This is a genomic window from Mesorhizobium sp. P3_A8 (assembly GCF_056402995.1).
This window is the reverse complement of record NZ_JBFUGI010000001.1, coordinates 142,589-161,510: the sequence shown is the minus strand read 5'-3', so window position 1 is coordinate 161,510 and position 18,922 is coordinate 142,589. Positions and strand designations below refer to the sequence as shown.

Sequence of the window (18,922 nt, the reverse complement as noted above, 5' to 3'; positions counted from 1 at the left end):
TCAGGCTCTCATTTGGGGGCGGGAACGCCCGGCAGCGGCTTCTTGTTCACATTGGCGTCGATGATATCCGCCACCAGGGCCTGCGGATACTCGGCATTCACCACGCCGCCTTTCGGCACGGTAGCGAGCCACGCGCCGAGGTCGGGCTGGTTGATCTGCAGAAGCGGCACCTCGACGAATTTCGGCACCTCCTTGCCAGCCAGGATCTGCTGCGCCACCCAGAAGGCCACTTGCGATACGCTGGGCGTGGCGCCGAGCGAGAAGGTTTCGTAGCCATTGGCGTCGTGCTCCTGCTTCCAGAGCCCGAGTTCGTCCTCGCGATTGCCCATGATGATGATCGGCAGCTTGCGGCCGGCATCCTTGAAGGCCATGGCGGCGCCATAGCCGTCGCCACCCTGGGTCAGCACCGCGTCGATCTGCGGCAGCGACGGCAGCACGCCCGACACTTCCTTCTGCGCAACCGTGGCCGTCCACTGGCCATAGACCTCGCCGACGGCCTTGTAGCTCGGATGCGCCTTCATCGCCTTTTCGACGCCTTCATGAAGCCGCTTGTCGAAGCCGTCGCCGGCCATGCCGCGGATCTCGAAGATGTTTGCCGGCTTGTCGCCCAGCTTGCTCTGGATGTAGTCGAGTTCCGCCTTGGCGTAGGAATCGAGATCATAGTCGACCCGGTAGGCGCAAGGCTCGGTGACGCCGCTGGCGAAGGCGACCACGACGATGCCGGCGTTGCAGGCATCCTTGACCGCGCCGTTGAGCGCCGTGTCGGAGCCGGCCAGCACGATGATGGCGTTGTAGCCCTGCAGGATCAGGTTCTGGATCTGGGCCGCCTGTTCGGTGACCGAATTGTTGGAGCTGACAGCCGTGACCCCGCTGACCAGTCCGTCCTTGACCGCTTGCGCGCCCATGGTCTCGAAGCTCTTGATCATCACCTGGCGGAAGGAATTTCCTGCGTAGGAATTGCTGAACGCGATCTTCTTGCCGCTTGTGTCCCCCTTGGCGATGCCGTCCTGCGCAAAGGCGCCGGTGCAAGCCAGCATCGCCGATGTGGCGAGCATGGCGCCCAGCATTGTTTTTCCAGCTTGATTCTTCAGTCTCATTTCCGTCTCCTCCGGTTGACTGTCCCGCGGTGGTTCCACCGCACGGTTCATGCACGCATAAGGCTCATTTCCCGCCGGTCTCCGGCACGATGCTGACGGAGTGGTCGGCGAAATCCGAATTGGGCAGCAGCGGATACCAGCCCGGCCGGCCAGGATCCCGGTCATAGGGGTAGCCGCCGAGCGAGCGGTAGAGTTCGGCATAGGTCTGCAGCTTGTCGCGGTCGAGCGTAACTCCGAGCCCCGGACCGTCGGGCACGGCAATGCAGCCCTTGGCGTAGCGCATCTTGCCGCCGACGATGACGTCGTCGGCAAGATGGTGATAGTGCGCGTCTGCGGTGAAGGTCAGGTTGGGCAGCACCGCGCCCAGATGCAGCATGGTGGCGAGCTGGATGCCGAGCTCGCCGGAAGAGTGCACCGCGACGCCCAGCCCGAACGTGTCGCAGATCTGCGCCGCCTTCACGCAGGCCCGGATGCCGCCCCAGAATGTGGTGTCGAGCAGGATGACGTCGACGGCCGGGTCGCGCACATTTGTCGCCAACTGCTCGAAGTCGACGACGATGGTGTTGGTGGCGAGCGGAATGGCGAGCTTTTCCCGCAGCCGGCGCATCCCAGCAAACCCCCAGGTCGGGTCCTCGAAATAATCGTTGCGCAGGTCCGAGATGGCCTGTCCGAAGCGCAGCGCCTGTTCGACCGACAGCGCAGCATTGGGGTCGTAGCGCAGCGTGTCGTCGGGAAAGGCGGCAGCCAGCGCGCGATAGCATTCGAGCTCGTAGTCGGGGTGGAACACGCCGGCTTTCAGCTTGTGGGCGGTGAAGCCGTGCTCGGCTTTCAGCGCCCTGGCATGCGCGACCAGCTGGTCGATGGTGCGGACTTCACCTTCGCGCGTCCAGGCATCGGCATAGCGGAAGAACAGATAGCTGGCGAAGCCGACTTCGTTGCGGACCCGGCCGCCGAGCAGTTGATAGACCGGCACATTGAGTTTCTTGCCGATAATGTCGAGGCAGGCGAATTCCAGCGCGGCATGCAGCTGTGTGCGGTTGTTGTAGAGCGACGCCGTCGGGTTGCAGATCGCATACCGCATGCGGTTGAGATCGAAGGGATCGTGGCCGACCAGATAGGCTTTCAGCCCGGCGAAGGCGAGCTCGGCACTTTCGCCGCCGCCACCCATCTCGCCAAGGCCGACGATCCCCTCGTCGGTTTCCACTTCGACGACCGTCCTGACGAACCGGCCCCAATGAGCGCCGTTGCTGTGCCTGAGCGGCGCCTGCAGCGGAACCGTCACCGTGGTCGCACGGATATCCGTTATTTTCACCGCGCAGCCTCCCGAAGCACGAAACCGGCGCAAGATCAGCGGCGCCGACAGTCGATTTACAACTGGTATGGTACCATGTCAATTGCATTTGCGTGTGTGCATGCTAGGCGTTACAACGAAACGAATCCGTTGGAGAGGCCGAGGCTCTTGAACACCGAAGCGAAGTCCCGCGGTGCTGAGCTGCGCGAACCGGCGAAGCTTCTCGGCTCCGTCAACAACCGGCTGCCGATCTCGCCGCAGATCTACGAACTGCTGCGGCGCGCCATCACCACGCTTGCGATACTGCCGTCGGAGGGCCTGAGCGAAAAGGACCTCGCCCAACAGCTTGGCGTCAGTCGCACGCCGGTTCGGGAAGCGCTGATCCGTCTGGCCGACGAGGGCTTGATCGATATCCTGCCGCAGCGCGGAAGCTTCGTCGCCCCGATCCGGCTCGAGGATGTAGAAGAAGCGCAGTTCATCCGTGAAGCCCTCGAGGTCTCGGTCGTATCGCGCCTGGCGAAAAAGCCTTCCCCCGGTTTCCTTGAGGCCGGACGGGCAAACCTGGCTCGCCAGAAGCTGGCGGTGGCCGGCAAGGACAGGGAGCTGTTCCTGGAGCTTGACGAGGCGTTTCATCGCAATTTCTGCGAGGCGGCCGGGTTGCCGAAGAGCTGGCGCGTCATCCAGGTGGTCAAGCTGCAGATGGATCGCGTGCGCTATCTCAGCCTGCCGGAGCAGGGCCACCTTGAAACACTTCTCACACAGCACACCGCCATTCTCGATGCCATCGAACAGGGTCTGTCCGACGAGGCCGGCGCGCATATGGCCACCCATCTGCAGGAAGTGCTGCGCACCGTCCGGCGGCTGAGCGTCGAGAGGCCCGATCTTTTCAGGAATTGACCGCAACCCGCATCGGTTCGAGCTGGCGGAGAGAATTTCCAATTTCAGCGATGGATTTGGAATAAACTAACTCTACAGAGTTTATAGAATAAGCAAAGTGCGCTGGCGATCTGGTTTTCCCGGACAGGACCACGCTATGCCCGCCTCTCTGCGCCCGCTTCCAACCCCATCAGGCACAGGCCGCCGCCGAATTGCGGGAGGCCAGCCATGACCAAGGATGTTCCCGAGCGCATCAAGGTTCTCTGGTTCCTGCCGACGCATGGCGACAGCCGCTATCTCGGCACCACCGAAGGCGGCAGGGCCGTCGACCTGCCCTATCTGACACAGGTGGCCAAGGCCGCCGACACGCTGGGCTATTATGGCGTGCTGCTGCCGACCGGCCGGGCCTGCGAAGATTCCTGGGTGATCGCCTCGGCGCTGGCGCCGCTGACCGAGCGGCTGCGCTTCCTCGTCGCCGTGCGGCCCGGCCTGCAGTCGCCGACGCTCGCCGCGCGCATGACAGCGACGCTCGACCGCATCTCCAATGGCCGCCTGCTGATCAATGTCGTCACCGGCGGCGATCCCTTGGAGAACAAGGGCGACGGCATCTTCCTCTCGCATGCCGAGCGCTACGAGGTGACGCAGGAATTCCTGCAGATCTACAAGCGCGTGCTGAGCGGCGAGACGGTCGAGCACCAGGGCAAGCATTTCCACATCGAGGACGGCAGGCTGCTGTTCCCGCCGGTGCAGACGCCCTATCCGCCGCTCTATTTCGGCGGCTCGTCGGATGTCGGATCGGTGGTGGCGGCGCAGGAGATCGACAAATACCTGACCTGGGGCGAACCGCCCGCCGATGTCGAGCGCAAGCTGGATACCGTGCGTGAACTGGCCGAGAAGGCCGGCCGCAAACTCTCCTTCGGCATCCGCCTGCATGTCATCGCGCGCGAAACCACCGAACAGGCCTGGGCCGCGGCGGAGAGCCTGATCAGCCGGCTCGACGACGCGACGGTCGCTTCGGCGCAAAAAGTCTTTGCCCGCATGGACTCGGTCGGCCAGGCTCGGATGAGCGCGCTGCATGGCGGTAGCCGTGACAAGCTCGAGATCGCGCCCAATCTCTGGGCCGGTGTCGGCCTGGTGCGCGGCGGTGCTGGCACGGCCCTCGTCGGCGATCCCGACACCGTCGCCGAGCGGATCGACGAGTACCGCCGCCTCGGCATCGATACCTTCATCCTGTCCGGCTACCCGCATCTGGAAGAAGCCTATCGCTTTGGCGAACTGGTGTTGCCGAAACTGCCGACCGATCATCCGGTCAAGGCGGCCGGCACGTCGGTCAACACCGGGCCGTTCGGCGAAACCATCGCCGGCGACCATCGGCCGAAGTCGCTCGCCAGCGCCTCGTGAACGCGCTGCCTCCGGCCCGCCGATTGCGCGTCGCCATCATCGGCGGCGGCTTTTCTGGCGCTGCCCTAGCCTGGCATCTGGCGCAAGCGCATCGGCCGGAGCGCCTGTCGGTCTGCGTGATCGAGCCGCGCCCGGCGCTCGGCGGCGGCCTGGCCTATTCCAGCGAGGAACCATCGCATCGGGTCAATGTCCCGGCTGTCAGAATGAGCATGGCTCCCGACGATCCGCAACATTTTGCCCGCTGGTTGGCCGGGAGCGGTGAACTCGAACACGACCCGGATGCGCTCTGGAAGAATGGCGACGCCTATCCGCGCAGGCGTGTGTTCGGCCGCTATGTCGCCGAGCACCTTGCGCCTCATCTCGAGACCGGCGCTATCCGCCACGTCGAAGGTGAGGCCACGCGGGTGATACGAGAAGCCAACGGCGCCGGCTGGACTGTGCAGACATCCGCCGGGCCCGTCGCCGCCGACATCGTCATCCTGGCGGCGACGCATCCTCAGCCTGGAATTCCCAATGCGCTGGAATCACTTGCCGAAGCGCCGGGCTTCATCGCCGATCCCTACGCCGCGTCGGCACTTGCCGGGATCGGTCCGGACGCCTCGATATTGATCGTCGGCTCCGGGCTGACCTCGTCCGACATGGTGGCCGAGCTTGATCGCCGCGGCCATAGCGGCCGGATCCTGGCGCTGTCGCGCAGAGGACTGCGCTCGCGCGGTCATCCAGATGTCAGAGGTGAGCCCTTCGGCGATTTTGCATCGGCGCCGGCCACATCGGCGCTTGGCCTGCTGAAGACCATCCGCGCCACGCTCGCCGCAGCGCGCGCGACCAACGTCAACTGGCAGTCGGTCTTCGACCAACTGCGCCTGCAGGGGCCGGTGCTGTGGGCCGCCCTTGCTCCGTCCGAACGGGCAAGGCTGGTCCGCAAGCTGCGCGTGTTCTGGGATGTCCATCGCTTCAGGATCGCACCGCAGGTCGCTGCCGTGCTCGACCGCCGCCAGAGCGCCGGAACGTTCGAGACCATTGCCGCCAGGCTTGTCGCGTCGAACGATGAGGGCGACAGCCTCGCGGTCAGCTTTCAACGGCGCGGTGAGACACGGATCGAGACGGCACGCTTCGATGCCGTCATCAACACGACCGGGCCGGCTCATGGGCAGGCCCTCCAGCTCAATCCGGCACTGCGCTCCCTGGCCGACGCTGGGCTGATCAAGGTCGACGCCTACGGGCTCGGCATCGCGACCAGTCTGGATAGCCGTGCCATAGGCCGGGATGACAGAGCGGTCGCCGGGCTTTTCGTCGCCGGTCCGCTGGCGCGCGGCACCTTTGGCGAACTCATGGGCCTGCCGGAGGTTGCTCGTCATGCCCAAACTGTCGCGGTCGAAATTGCAAGGCTGGTCGACAGGCTCCCGTCCGCCGAGGCGGTTGGCGCCAATGCCGGGGACGTTGCGGTCGCGCGCTGACAAGCCAAAGCCGGCCTGGCTGGGAAAAATTGGTATTTCCGTCCCAAGAAGGCGCCAAAAACGGAAAATCCTACTTTGTATATATAATCAGTAGACATAATAAATGTTGGCGAAAACCGGCCAAGCCGGACCGATCAACGACACGGCCTGAATGGGAGACATTTCATGGCACACGCAGAGACCGACGCGGTCAAGTTCGCCTACTGGGTGCCGAATGTTTCGGGCGGCCTGGTGATTTCCAACATCGAGCAGCGCACCAGCCATTCGGCCGAGTATAATCGCAAGCTGGCACAGATCGCCGAGAACGCCGGCTTCGACTATGCGCTGAGCCAGATTCGTTTCACCGCCGGCTACGGCGCCGACGAGCAGCATGAATCGGTGGCGTTCAGCCATGACCTGCTGGCGGCGACCACGACGCTCAAGGTGATCGCGGCGATCCTGCCCGGCCCGTGGAATCCGGCGCTGGCGGCCAAGCAGCTCGCCACCATCAGCTACCTGACCAACGGCCGCGTCGCCATCAACCTCGTCTCCGGCTGGTTCCGTGGCGAGTTCCACGCCATCGGCGAACATTGGCTCGACCATGACGAGCGCTACCGCCGCTCGGAGGAATTCATCCGTGCGCTGCGCGGAATCTGGACGGAAGACAGCTTCACCTTCCGTGGCGATTTCTACCGCTTCAACGAATACTCTTTGAAGCCGAAGCCGCCACAACTGCCCGAAATCTTCCAGGGCGGTTCCTCGCGCGCCGCACGTGACATGGCATCGCGCGTTTCAGACTGGTACTTCACCAACGGCAACACGCCGGCCGAGATCGCCAAGCAGGTCGACGACCTCAAGTCCAAGGCCAAGGCCAATCACCATTCCGTCAAGGTCGGCGTCAACGCCTTCGCCATCGTCCGCGAGACCGAGGAAGAGGCCAAGGCGGTGCTTGCCGAGATCATCGGCAAGGCCAATCCCGATGCCGTCAACGCTTTCGGCCACGAGGTCAAGAATGCCGGCAAGGCTTCGCCGGAAGGTGAGGGCAATTGGGCGAAATCCTCCTTCGAGGATCTGGTTCAGTACAATGACGGCTTCCGCTCCAACCTGATCGGCACGCCAAGGCAGGTCGCCGAGCGCATCGTCGACCTGAAGCGCGCCGGCGCCGACCTCATCCTGCTCGGCTTCCTGCATTTCCAGGAAGAGGTCGAGTATTTCGGCAAGCACGTCATCCCGCTCGTTCGCGAGCTGGAGGGCGCCGAGCAGGCAGCGTCACTGGCAGCGGAATAGCCATTTTCAAAAAAGGCAGGCCGGGCAGTCCGGCCTGCGACAGATGAAGGTTCCCGGGCGCTCGATCCATCGAGCGTCAACGAGGTTTTGTGCGCCTGCTGAAGCAAGCGAGGACGATTGGAATGCCGTTGGCCAGTTATGCCCTTGGAATGATGGAGGCCTCGGTCTATGCGCCGGAAGTCTTCGCGCGTGGCTTGCCGTCGGCAGCCCGTCCCGCGCAGTCATCGGAAGGCCAGGCAGAGCCCACGGAGGCGGTCACGGCCGCCGCCGCTCCGATGCTCTCGCTGCACGGCATCGGCCTGTCGTTCGGCGGCGTCGTCGCACTGGCCGATATCGACCTGTCGGTTCTATCAGGCGAAATCCGCGCCATTATCGGCCCGAACGGCGCCGGCAAGAGTTCGCTGATCAACGTCATCAGCGGCGTCTACCGGCCGGATCGCGGCCATGTCCAGCTCGATGGCGTCAGTTATGCCCAGGTCCCGACGCAGCGGCTGGCGCATCTCGGCGTCGCCAGGACCTTTCAGAACCTTGCTCTGTTCAAGGGCCTCAGCGTCCTCGACAATGTAGCGTCAGGCCTCGCCTACAAGGTTCGTTCCAATTTCGCTGGCCAGGTGCTCGGCATCGGCCGCTCGCGTGGCGAGCAGCGCGACTTTCTCAGCCGCGCCGACCAGATCCTCGAATTCCTCGACCTTACCGCTGTTCGTGATCGCCTCGTCGGCACGCTGCCTTACGGGCTGCAGAAGCGTGTGGAGCTGGCCCGTGCATTGGTCGCAGAGCCGCGCCTGCTTTTGCTCGACGAACCGATGGCCGGCATGACGGCAAGCGAGAAGAACGAGATGGCAAGTTTCGTGCGCGCCGCGCGCGACCGTTTCGCCACCACCGTCGTTTTGATCGAGCATGATGTCGGCGTCGTCATGGGCCTGTCCGACCGCATCGCCGTTCTCGACTATGGCCGCAAGATTGCCGACGCCACGCCCGACGAAGTTCGCAACGATCAGCGCGTCATCGACGCCTATCTCGGCGTTGCCCCCGACAATGAGGACGGGGCAGGCATATGATCGCCGATTTCGACTACCAGTTCTTCATCGAAGTGCTCGTCGGCGGCCTGCTCTCCGGCGTCATGTATTCGCTGGTCGCGATCGGCTTCGTGCTGATCTACAAGACCTCGGGCGTGCTCAATTTCGCGCAGGGCGCGATGCTGCTGTTCGCCGCCCTCACCTTCGTCAGCCTTGTCGAGCGCGGCATCCCGTTCGCGCTGGCGCTGGTGATCACCTTCGCCATCATGGTGGCGATGGGGCTTGCGATCGAGCGCACGGTGCTCAGGCCCCTGACCAACAAGCCGCCGATCACTTTGTTCATGGCGACACTCGGCCTGTCCTACATCATCGAGGGCGCCGCCCAGCTGATCTGGGGCACGCAGGTCCACGGCCTCGACCTCGGCATCGAGGACGTGCCGCTGGAAGTCGGCGGCGTGCTGATCAGCCAGTTCGACATTTTCGCCGCGGTGGTTGCCGCCGGCATGGTTCTGCTGCTGTCGCTGTTCTTCCGCTACACCCGCATCGGCCTCTCCTTCCGCGCTGTCGCCGACGACCAGTTCGCCGCACTCGCTGTCGGGCTGCGGCTGCCGTTGATCTGGGGCACCGTCTGGGCCGCGGCCGGTCTCGTCGCCCTGGTCGCCGGGCTGCTCTGGGGCGCTCGCCTTGGCGTGCAGTTCTCGCTGTCGCTAGTGGTGCTCAAGGCGCTGCCGGTGCTGGTGCTTGGCGGCTTCGATTCCATCCTTGGCGCCATTGTCGGCGGGCTCTTGATCGGCGCCAGTGAGAAGCTCGCCGAGGTCTATATCGGCGACTATTTCGGCGGCGGCATCGAGAGCTGGTTCGCCTACGTCGTCGCGCTCGTCTTCCTGCTGATCCGTCCCTCCGGCCTGTTCGGCCAGAAGCTCGTGGAAAGGGTCTGAGCCATGGCCGCGATCACAAGCGATTTCTCCTCCGCGCCGGCCCTGCCGAAATGGATCGCGCCCGTTCTGCTGCTCGCCATCGCCTATGGCGTTATCCCGCTCATCGGCTCAAGCTATCTGTTCGAGGCCATCCTGCTGCCGTTCCTGGCGCTCAGCCTTGCCGGCGTGGGCTTGAACATCCTCACCGGCTATGCCGGCCAGGTTTCGCTTGGCAGTGCTGCCTTCATGGCGGCGGGTGCCTTTGCCGCCTACAATTTCAACCTGCGCGTCGAAGGCCTGCCGCTGGTCGGCAGCATCTTTCTGGCCGGCATTGTCGCCGCCGCGATCGGCATCGTCTTCGGCCTGCCCAGCCTGCGGTTGAAGGGTTTTTATCTCGCGGTGTCCACGCTCGCCGCGCAGTTCTTCGTGCAATGGGCACTGACCAAGTTCAGCTGGTTCTCCAACGACTCGGCGTCCGGCGTCATCGACGCGCCGAAGCTGTCGATTTCAGGCTTCGCTTTCGACGGCGCCGTCGGCCGCTATCTCTTTGCGCTGACCATCGTCAGCATCCTCACCTTCCTCGCCTATCGGCTGATGTCGTCGCAGACCGGGCGCAACTTCATCGCCATCCGCGACAATGAAACCGCAGCCCGCATCATCGGCATACCGGTGCTGAAGACCAAGCTTCTGGCCTTCGCCATCTCGTCCTTCATTATCGGCGTCGCCGGCGTCATCTGGGCCTTCGCCTATCTGAGAACCGTCGAGCCGGACGGCTTCGATCTCGACCGTTCGTTCCAGATCCTGTTCATCATCATCATCGGCGGCCTGGCCTCGATCCGTGGCGCCTTCTTCGGCGCGGCCTTGATCGTTGTGTTTCCGCTTGGCTTGTCTCGCCTCGGCGGTTTCCTGCTCGGCGATGTCTTCGACTCGGGCGTGCTCGACATGAGCCAGCGTATCGTGCTTGGCGCCCTCATCATCCTGTTTCTGATCCTTGAACCCGACGGGCTGGTGGCCCTGTGGGACAGGGTCCGAAGACGGCTCCTGTTCGCCTGGCAGTCGACCTGAGCCCCGCATTCGCATTTGGAAATGAACCAGAGGCCGAACCAAGACGGCCCATACCGGGAGTACCCTAGCAATGACTTTCCTCAGCACCATCAAGGCGGCGGCGCTGTCCGCGGCGATGATCGTGTCGGTGGCCTTGCCCGCCGCCCACGCCGACGAACAATATTTTCCGCTGCAAAGCTATCGCGTCGGACCCTATGCGGCCGGCGGCACCGGCTTCTTCGGCGGCTTCATCGACTATCTCAACCTCATCAACATCCGCGACGGCGGCGTCAACGGCGTCAAGCTGACCTGGGATGAATGCGAGACCCAGTACGAGGTCGAACGCGGCGTCGAATGCTACGAGCGCCAGAAGAGCCATGCCGCCGCTGCCGCCTGGAACCCGCTCTCGGTCGGCATTGCCTATGCCATGATCGACCGCATCACCGCCGACAAGGTGCCGCTGATCACGGTCAACCACGGCCGCACCGATTCCACCGACGGACGCGTTTTCCCTTACGTCTTCCCGCTGCTGCTCAACCCCTACAGCGAGACCTCGGGCATCGTGAACTACATCGCCGCCAAGGAAGGCGGCATCGACAAGCTCAAGGGCAAGAAGATCGTCGTGCTCTATCACGGCTCGCCCTACGGCAAGGAGACCATCCCGATCTATGAATTGCTGGCGCAGAAATACGGCTTCACCGTGCAGCAGATCGAGGTGCCGCATCCCGGCAACGAGCAGCAGTCGCAGTGGCTGACCATCCGCCGCGCCAAGCCGGACTTCGTCGTCCTGCGCGGCTGGGGCGTGATGAACCCGGTGGCGCTGAAGACGGCGGTCAAGGTCGGCTATCCCGTCGACCATATCGTCGGCAATGTCTGGTCGAATTCGGAAGAGGATGTCATCCCCGCCGGCGACGCAGCCAAGGGCTACACCGCCATCACCACCCAGGCCTCGGGCAACTCCTATCCGGTGGTGCAGGAGATCGTGAAGACGGTCTACGGCGCCGGCAAGGGTAACCTTGAAGACAAGTCGCGCATCGGCTCGGTCTACCACAATCTCGGCATCGTCAACGGCATCCTCAATGTCGAGGCGATCCGTGTCGCGCAGGAGAAGTTCGGCCATCGCACGCTGACCGGCGACGAGGTCCGCTGGGGCTTCGAACACCTCAAGCTCGATCCGGCCAAGGTCGAGGCGCTCGGCGCCAAGGACCTGTTCCACTCGATCAATGTCAGCTGGGACAACCACGAGGGCGAAGGCTACGTGACCTTCCAGCAGTGGGACGGCAAGAAGTGGAACGTCGTCTCCGACTGGATCGCCCCGGACTGGGCGCTGTTGCGGCCGATCATCGAGAAGTCCGCCGAGGCCTATGCCAAGGAGAAGGGCATCAAGCTGCGCACCGCCGACGATGCCAACGCCGTGACCACCAACTGATCAGCCAGCGCCGGGCGTCGCGGACCAGTTTCCGCAGCGCCCGGCCTTTCGGTTCCTCGAACCACGGAAGGATAGCCCATGCCGGACGATGACGTCATTCTTGCCGTGGACGCGGTCCATGCCACCTACAACCACGCCATCACGGCGCTGCACGGCGTCAGCTTCAAGCTTCGGCGCGGCGAGATCCTGGCGCTGCTTGGCGCCAACGGCGCCGGCAAGACCACGACGCTGAAGGCTGTCTCCAACCTGCTGCCGGCCGAGCGCGGCCAGGTCAACGCCGGCACCATCCGCTATGATGGCGCGGATGTCTCGCGCCGCAAGCCGGGCGACCTCGTGCGCGCCGGCCTGGTGCCGGTGCTCGAGGGTCGCCACTGCTTCAAGAGCCTCACCGTCGAGGAGAACCTGGTCGCCGGCGGCATCGGCCGCAGCGGCCGCCGTGCCGAGATCAATGACGATCTCGAACGGATCTATGGCTATTTCCCACGTCTCCAGGAAAAGCGTCGGACGTTGTCCGGCCTGACCTCCGGCGGCGAACAGCAGATGACGGCGATTGGCCGGGCGCTGATGTCGCGACCGCGCCTGCTGGTCCTCGACGAACCGTCGATGGGGCTAGCCCCGCTCATCGTTCAGGACATTTTCCAGACGCTGAGGAAACTGAACCGCGAGACCGGCCTGTCGATCCTGGTCGCCGAACAGAATTCGGCGGTCGCGCTTCGTTATGCCGACCACGCCACGGTGCTCGAAAACGGCGTCTCCGTTCTCTCCGGCGCGGCTGCCGATCTTCGCCAGCGCGAGGACGTGCGCGCCTTCTATCTTGGTCAATCGACCACCGGGCAACAGCCATCGCCGGCGGCCAAGCCAAATTATCTCCATGCCGTCGCCTGAAACCAGATATCAAGGAGCAGTGAAATGACCGTCTCGACCGTCAAGACAGACCACGCCTCCGCCGCCGTGCCGCCGGTCGCAAGGCCGTCGGCACCTGCCCACATCATCAAGGACGATGCCGAAGCGATTGCAGTCGCTCATGCGCTCGCCGCCGAATTCGTCAAGGAGTCCTCAAAGCGCGACCGCGAACGCATCTGGCCGGTTGCCGAGCTCGACGCCTTTTCGCAAAGCGGCCTGTGGTCGATCAATGTGCCCAAGGCCTTCGGTGGGCCGGAAGTGTCCTACGTCACGCTGGCCAAGGTGATCGAGATCATCTCGGCGGCGGATTCCTCGATCGGCCAGATCGCGCAGAACCATCTCGGTGTCGTCGCGGCCATCCGCACCGTGTCGGATGCGGATCAGCAGAAATTGCTGTTTGCCGAAGCGCTGAAGGGCACGCGGTTCGGCAACGCCTTTTCCGAGTTCGGTTCCAAGCGCGCCGCCGATTTCGAGACCCGCTTCACCGATGCCGGCGACCATGTCGTCGTCAACGGCCGCAAATTCTATTCCTCCGGCGCGCTGCTTGCCCATCTGGTGCCGATTGTGGCGCTCGATGACGAGGGCCGTGCCTGGTATGCGATCGCCGACCGTGGCGCGCCCGGCCTGACCGTCATCGACGACTGGTCGAGCTTCGGCCAGCGCACGACTTTGTCGGGCACCGTCATCATCGACAACGTCAAGGTGCCGAAGACGCATCTGGTGCCCGGCTACAAGGGCTATGACAAACCGACCGCCGACGGCGCCATCTTCCAGATCATCCAGGTCGCGGTCGACACCGGCATCGCCCAGGCGGCGATCGACGAGACGGTTCACTTCGTCAGGACCAGGAGCCGCGCCTGGATCGACAGCGGCGTCGACAATGCCTGGGACGATCCCTACACCATCCAGGCGGTCGGCGACCTGACGCTGCGCCTGCACGCCGCGCAGGCGCTGCTGGAAAAGGCCGGCCAGGCAATCGACCGGGCGGTAGCCGAGCCGACCGCCGAGACAGTGGCGCATGCGCAGATCGTCACCGCCGAGGCGAAGATCCTGTCGACGGAGGTTGCCATCGCCGCGACCAACAAACTGTTCGAACTGGCCGGCACGCGCTCGACACTGGCCGAGCACAATCTCGACAGGCATTGGCGCAATGCCCGCACCCACACGCTGCACGATCCGGTACGCTGGAAGTACTCGATCCTCGGAAAATATTTCCTCAACGGCGAAAACCCGCCGCTGCACGCCTGGAGCTGATTCCCCACCGGCGGGCGGGCGGCCCGCCCTTCAAGATTTCGACCATCATGACCAAAGAGAGCCCAGTCACCATGTCAAATCCAACAGTCGTCGGCTTTTCCGGCAACATCACCCGACCGTCAAAGACGCGCGCCTTCGTCGATCTCGTCACCAGGGACATCGCCGCGCGCCATGGCCTGTCGGCAAGCACCTACGATATCGAGGATGTCGGCCCGTCGCTGGGTACGGCAAGATGGGCGCGCGACCTCGACAGCCAGGCGCAACCGATCCTGGCCCAGATCCTCGCGGCTGACGTGCTGGTGGTCGGCTCGCCGACCTACAAGGGCAGCTATACCGGCCTGTTCAAGCACTTCTTCGACCTGATCGATCCGGCAGCACTGCGGGGCAAGCCCATCCTGTTGACCGCGACCGGCGGCGGTGAGCGCCACGCCCTGATCGTCGAGCATCAACTGCGGCCGCTGTTCGGCTTCTTCGAGGCCTTCACGCTGCCGACCGCCGTCTACGCCACCGACAAGGATTTCACCGACGGCGTGCTGCGCTCCGATGCGATCCTGAAGCGCGCGGCGCAGGCTGTGGACGAAGTCGGCTTCGTGCTGGCCAATCGCTCGTCGGGCAGGGTCGCCGCCGAGTAGCAGCCGACCGAAATCCGCACGGGCGGCACCTTCGCTTACGTGCAATTTACGACCGCCCGATACAAAGTTCCTGTCTGATTCGTCCGGGACAGGAACACCATGAGCAAAGCCCTCACGACCTTCGCACTCGTCGCGGTGCTGACCGCCTTGCTTATGGCGCTGAGCCTTGCTGTGGCCCGGCACGGCTATCCCTATGGCGCGATCGGCGCCAGGCGGCTCGACGGCATCGCCGATGCCGGAACCTTCATTCCGCTTGCGGCGGTCTTTTTCTTCAGCGCGCTGTTGATGATGATCCTGCCGATCCGCGCGGCCAGCATCGTCCTGACCCATGCCGCCGACGCGATCTTCTGGGCGGTGATCGTGCTGTTTGCCACCATTGTCGGTGGTCTTCTTGCCCGGTGGGCTTTTGGCCAAGGCAGCGCTATGGGGGCATTGCTGAACTGGCGCTTCCTGTTTGCCGTGGCGGTCGTCGGCTGTCACTTCGTCATGAACGAACTGCGCCGCAACGTGCTCTTGCGCAGCCTGTTCTTCGTGATCTTCGCCGCTGCGACGCTGGCTTGCCTGTTCTGGTCGTTCACGCTCTGAGCGTGCTGGCCAGACTCTTTGTTTAACGCAATTCCGGACGGAAAACCGTTCACACTTTTCCTGGAATTGCTCTAGTTTCCGGCCGCGATGTGGCCGGCAGCCTGCTCCATCCACGTCCAGAGATGGGCTGCAAGGCCGCGATCGACATGGATGCGCAGCTTGCTTTCATGGCGATAGGCAATGGCGCTGATGCCGGCGAAGGCAAGTGCGGCGCTGGGGCTTGGTTGTCTGGGATCAAGCGTTGTTCCACGTGCGATAAAGGCATCGAGCGCGGGGCCTTCGACCTCGAACACCTGCAGCCCCGCGCTGATCTCCGTCACCGCAAAACCCTCCGCGTGCCAACCCGTCGCGATGACGAGGGGAGTGTTCGACACGATGAGCAGCCGGTCACGCGCTAGCCGCGCCGCATAGCGGTCGCCCTGCGCCGCGCCAAAAGCGCCTACGCCGTCGCCGTGCATGCCCGATGTCTTCGCCCACGCGTCGAGGCTGCCACTGACCAACATCTGGCTGAGGCCAGGAATCGCGCGCACCGAAAGGCCTGACGTGGTGATGACCGCCGACTGCCAGTCCGGTGCGACGGACCATTTTTCCGCGAGATCACGCATGCAGCCGGTCTCCTGCCGGGTCGAAGGCGCAAGGCGGGGCGATCGTCGCCTTGCTGGCCTTGCCGAGGTGCTGGATGTCGATCGTCTCGCCATGGCGCGCCGCGCCCCGCTCGATCAGGCCAAGTGCAACCGGTCGGCCAAGCGTCGGGCTCTGGTAGCTCGAGGTGACAAAGCCCTGGCTGTGTAGTTTGCCGTCGCTCCGCTTGATGCCATGCGCGCCCGTTGGCAGCGGCGCTTCGCCTTGCGGCACCGTGAGGCCGACAAGCTGCAGGCGGTTGTTTCGCGCAGCCTCCTCGGTGAACAGCGAACGGCGGCCGACATATTCGGTTTGGCGCTTGGCGCGCGGCCCTTCGCTGCCGAGGTCGTGCGGCAGCGTGGTGCCGTCCGTGTCCTTGCCGATGACGATAAAGCCCTTTTCGGCACGCAGGATCATCAGCGCTTCGAGGCCGATGACGACGGCATCGAACGCCTGGCCCGCTTGACGCAGGTGCGCCCACAAGGGTTCGGCGCGATCGGCGCGGATCGAGATTTCGTAACTCCTGTCGCCGGTGAAGCTGACACGGGCGATGCGAACCTCGTCACCGCTATAGCTGCCATGGCCGATCGCCATATGCGGCAGGTCGGCATCGTCGAGCGAGAGGCCCAGACCAAGAGTTTCGAGTAGCTTCCGGGCATTCGGCCCCGAAACGGTCAGCGTCGCCATGTCCGCTGTGGCGTTGTGGATATAGACCGCGTCGCGGCCAAAGCGGTCCTGGCGCCATTCCTCCAGCCGCGCATGCACCGCTGCGACATGCGAGGATGAACACGAGACGACGAAGCGATGCTCGTCCAGCCGCACCAGCACGCCGTCGTCGAAGACCACGCCGTTCTCCGACAGCATGAAGCCATAGCGGCAGCGGCCCGGCTTCAGCGTCGACATGGTGTTGTAGTAGAGGAAATCGACGAACGCGGCCGCCTTCGGGCCGATCACCTCGATCTTGCCGAGCGTCGAACCGTCTAACAGCGCCACCGACTGGCGGGCGCGCCGCGCCTCGTCCTGGATCGCGCGGTCCGCATCGGCGTCGCGGCCGCCATAGTGAGCCGGGCGCAGCCAGCCGCCATATTCCTGGAAGACGGCGCCGCTGGCGCGGTGGATAGTCTCCAGCGGCAGGCGGCGCACCGGCGCCATCAATTCGCCGACGCGCGCGCCGGCAAAGCTTGCCAGCGGCACCGGCGTGAACGGTGGACGGTAGGTTGTGGTGCCGACCTCCGGCACAGTGCGGCCGGTAATGCCGGCCATCAGCGCCAGGCCGGGCAGGTTGGAGGTCTTGCCCTGGTCGGTCGCCATGCCGAGCGTGGTGTAGCGCTTCAGGTGTTCGACCGAGACGAAGTTTTCGCGTGCCGCCAGTTCGACGTCCTTCACCGTCACGTCGTTCTGGTAGTCGATCCAGATGCGCCCCTTCGAACCGGGCACCGGCCACGCCGCTGTTATGCCGCTCGTTGCCTCCGGTCCGGTGCTGCGCGGCGCTGCTGCCTTTGTCTCGCCGAGCGACGCGACCGCTTGCTGCGCGTCGGAAAACACCTCCGGCAAGGAGACCGCGCCTGCTGCCGCACCGGCAACAGCAATGCCATCCACCGGATCGCCCGGCAGGAAGGCTGCACGTGCCTCGCTCCAGGCAAGCTTGCCCCTGGCCTGGCCGAAAAGGTGAATGGTCGGCGTCCAGCCGCCGGAGACCAGCACGCAATCGGCATCGAGCCTGGTGCCGTCATCGAGCGTCACGCCTTTGACGCGAAGCTTGCCGCTCGCGGAGGCGATGGCGCGTCCTTTGATGGCCCGCACCTTGGCCGGCGTTGCGGGCATGCCGTCACGCCTGATATCGACAAGCGTGACATCAGCCCCAGCTTCGGCCAATGCTGCGGCAACCTCGTAGGCGCTGTCATTGTTGGTGGCGACGATGATGCGATGGCCGACCAGCACCGCATGGCGCCTGAGATAGGTGAGCGCCGCATCCGCCGACAGGATGCCCGGCAGGTCATTGTTGGCGAAGGGCAAGGGCCGCTCGATGGCGCCGGTCGCCAGCACGATCTGGCGCGGCCGGACCCGCCACAGCGTGTCGCGCCGGCCATCGAAATGACGCTGGTTCAGCCCCACCAGATTGTGGTCGTAGATGCCGAAGGCGGTGGTCGAAGGCAGGATCAGGTGACCGCCGGCGGCCAACTCGGCAACCGTCTCCTCGACCCAGACGACCGCCGGTTTGCCGTCGATCTCGCCGACGCGGTGGCCAAGCGAACCACCGGGCTTCTGCTGGTCGTCGACCAGCGTGACGGACAGACCCGCGCCGGCCGCCAGCCTTGCCGCCGCCAACCCGGCCGGGCCAGCGCCCACCACCAGCACGTCGCAGTGGTGATTGATCTGGTCCGCAGTGCCCGGCGAGGTCCAGTCTGCATCGACCTTGCCCAGCCCGGCCATGGCGCGGATACGCGGCTCGAACATGTGCCAGTCCGGCCACATGAAGGTCTTGTAGTAGAACGCCGCAGGAATGAAGCGCGAGAAGCGGTCGAGGAAAGCGTTGCGGTCGGCCAGTGCACTGGGTATCGCGTTGACGCTTTTCGCCACCAGCCCGTCGCGTGCCGGCTCGGTCGTGGCGCGCGTGTTCGGCGTCGCCTGCGGGCCGCCGACATCGACCAGCGCGTTCGGCTCCTCGACGCCGGCGCCCCAAATGCCACGCGGCCGGTGGTATTTGAAGCTGCGGCCGACGACCGCGACGTCATTGGCCAGCAACGCCGAAGCGATGGTGTCGCCGGCAAAGCCGTCGACGGTCGTGCCGTCGAAGCTGAAGCGGATCGGCCTCGATCGGTCGATGGCGTTGCCGCCTGTGGCAAGACGCGAGGCGGTCACGCCGCGTGCTCCCCGCCAAGCGCGGTCGAGGACAGCACCTTATGCGAGACCGTGTCGCGTTCCATGACGAAGAATTCGCCGCAGTTCATGTGCACCCAGATCTCGCGCGCCGTACCCTTCGGATTGCCGCGCATGTAGAGATATCCGGCCCAGCGCTCGATCGGCACATCGGCGCCATCCGGTCGGACATTGCCGGCATCGCCGCCATAGTGGAACTCGGTCTCGTCGCGCGGGCCGCAGAACGGGCAAGGGAAAAGCTGCATAAGTACCT

Annotated in this window: 17 protein-coding genes; 12 read left to right on the top strand and 5 right to left on the bottom strand. The window is 64.6% G+C overall.

Annotation, left to right across the window (positions count from 1 at the left end; genetic code table 11):
* Nucleotides 1–8: 8 nt before the first annotated feature.
* On the bottom strand, nt 9–1,097 hold the full coding sequence (locus AC1DX4_RS00715) for a substrate-binding domain-containing protein (RefSeq protein ID WP_477218496.1): 1,089 nt from the start codon (nt 1,095–1,097) through the stop codon (nt 9–11).
* 64 nt (nt 1,098–1,161) lie between these two features.
* Nucleotides 1,162–2,409: an enolase C-terminal domain-like protein gene (locus AC1DX4_RS00710; protein WP_477218495.1), complete on the bottom strand. Its 1,248-nt coding sequence runs from the start codon at nt 2,407–2,409 to the stop codon at nt 1,162–1,164.
* A 147-nt stretch (nt 2,410–2,556) separates the two neighbouring features.
* Here AC1DX4_RS00710 and AC1DX4_RS00705 point away from each other — a divergent pair, with 147 nt between their 5' ends.
* The 12 genes from AC1DX4_RS00705 (at nt 2,557) to AC1DX4_RS00650 (ending at nt 15,168) form a co-directional block, all read left to right on the top strand.
* Nucleotides 2,557–3,285, top strand: a complete 729-nt coding sequence (locus AC1DX4_RS00705; RefSeq protein ID WP_477218494.1) for a GntR family transcriptional regulator — start codon at nt 2,557–2,559, stop codon at nt 3,283–3,285.
* A 207-nt stretch (nt 3,286–3,492) separates the two neighbouring features.
* Nucleotides 3,493–4,665 (top strand): FMNH2-dependent alkanesulfonate monooxygenase, encoded by a 1,173-nt coding sequence (ssuD, locus tag AC1DX4_RS00700; RefSeq protein ID WP_477218493.1) that lies wholly within the window; start codon nt 3,493–3,495, stop codon nt 4,663–4,665.
* Nucleotides 4,662–6,122 (top strand): FAD/NAD(P)-binding protein, encoded by a 1,461-nt coding sequence (locus AC1DX4_RS00695; protein WP_477218492.1) that lies wholly within the window; start codon nt 4,662–4,664, stop codon nt 6,120–6,122. The genes ssuD and AC1DX4_RS00695 overlap by 4 nt, the downstream gene beginning before the upstream one ends.
* Before the next feature lie 165 nt (nt 6,123–6,287).
* A complete protein-coding gene (sfnG, locus tag AC1DX4_RS00690) occupies nt 6,288–7,388 on the top strand; it encodes a dimethylsulfone monooxygenase SfnG (RefSeq protein ID WP_477218491.1) in 1,101 nt (366 codons plus the stop codon).
* Nucleotides 7,389–7,510: 122 nt separating this feature from the next.
* Nucleotides 7,511–8,446, top strand: coding sequence for an ABC transporter ATP-binding protein (locus tag AC1DX4_RS00685; RefSeq protein WP_477218490.1), 936 nt, complete (start codon nt 7,511–7,513; stop codon nt 8,444–8,446).
* Nucleotides 8,443–9,342 (top strand): branched-chain amino acid ABC transporter permease, encoded by a 900-nt coding sequence (locus tag AC1DX4_RS00680; RefSeq protein WP_258587785.1) that lies wholly within the window; start codon nt 8,443–8,445, stop codon nt 9,340–9,342. Before AC1DX4_RS00685 ends, AC1DX4_RS00680 begins: the two co-directional genes overlap by 4 nt.
* A gap of 3 nt (nt 9,343–9,345) precedes the next feature.
* The gene (locus AC1DX4_RS00675) at nt 9,346–10,386 is read left to right on the top strand and encodes a branched-chain amino acid ABC transporter permease (RefSeq protein WP_477218489.1); all 1,041 of its coding nucleotides are present in this window, start codon (nt 9,346–9,348) and stop codon (nt 10,384–10,386) included.
* 70 nt (nt 10,387–10,456) lie between these two features.
* Nucleotides 10,457–11,794: an ABC transporter substrate-binding protein gene (locus AC1DX4_RS00670; protein WP_477218488.1), complete on the top strand. Its 1,338-nt coding sequence runs from the start codon at nt 10,457–10,459 to the stop codon at nt 11,792–11,794.
* A 78-nt stretch (nt 11,795–11,872) separates the two neighbouring features.
* Nucleotides 11,873–12,679, top strand: a complete 807-nt coding sequence (locus tag AC1DX4_RS00665; RefSeq protein ID WP_477218487.1) for an ABC transporter ATP-binding protein — start codon at nt 11,873–11,875, stop codon at nt 12,677–12,679.
* Nucleotides 12,680–12,703: 24 nt separating this feature from the next.
* Nucleotides 12,704–13,951 carry an SfnB family sulfur acquisition oxidoreductase gene (locus AC1DX4_RS00660; RefSeq protein WP_477218486.1) on the top strand — a complete coding sequence of 416 codons (1,248 nt, stop codon included), beginning with the start codon at nt 12,704–12,706 and terminating at the stop codon, nt 13,949–13,951.
* A gap of 71 nt (nt 13,952–14,022) precedes the next feature.
* Nucleotides 14,023–14,583 (top strand): FMN reductase, encoded by a 561-nt coding sequence (msuE, locus tag AC1DX4_RS00655; RefSeq protein WP_477218485.1) that lies wholly within the window; start codon nt 14,023–14,025, stop codon nt 14,581–14,583.
* A gap of 99 nt (nt 14,584–14,682) precedes the next feature.
* Entirely contained in the window at nt 14,683–15,168 is a 486-nt protein-coding gene (locus AC1DX4_RS00650; RefSeq protein ID WP_477218484.1) for a hypothetical protein, read from the top strand.
* A 71-nt stretch (nt 15,169–15,239) separates the two neighbouring features.
* Here AC1DX4_RS00650 and AC1DX4_RS00645 read toward each other — a convergent pair whose 3' ends face one another.
* Genes AC1DX4_RS00645 through AC1DX4_RS00635 form a run of 3 tightly spaced genes read right to left on the bottom strand, consistent with a single transcriptional unit; the run spans nt 15,240 to nt 18,914 of the window.
* The gene (locus tag AC1DX4_RS00645; protein ID WP_477218483.1) at nt 15,240–15,773 is read right to left on the bottom strand and encodes a hypothetical protein; all 534 of its coding nucleotides are present in this window, start codon (nt 15,771–15,773) and stop codon (nt 15,240–15,242) included.
* The gene (locus AC1DX4_RS00640) at nt 15,766–18,651 is read right to left on the bottom strand and encodes a sarcosine oxidase subunit alpha family protein (RefSeq protein WP_477218482.1); all 2,886 of its coding nucleotides are present in this window, start codon (nt 18,649–18,651) and stop codon (nt 15,766–15,768) included. The genes AC1DX4_RS00645 and AC1DX4_RS00640 overlap by 8 nt, the downstream gene beginning before the upstream one ends.
* On the bottom strand, nt 18,648–18,914 hold the full coding sequence (locus AC1DX4_RS00635) for a sarcosine oxidase subunit delta (RefSeq protein WP_477218481.1): 267 nt from the start codon (nt 18,912–18,914) through the stop codon (nt 18,648–18,650). Before AC1DX4_RS00635 ends, AC1DX4_RS00640 begins: the two co-directional genes overlap by 4 nt.
* Between the last annotated feature and the right edge of the window lie 8 nt (nt 18,915–18,922).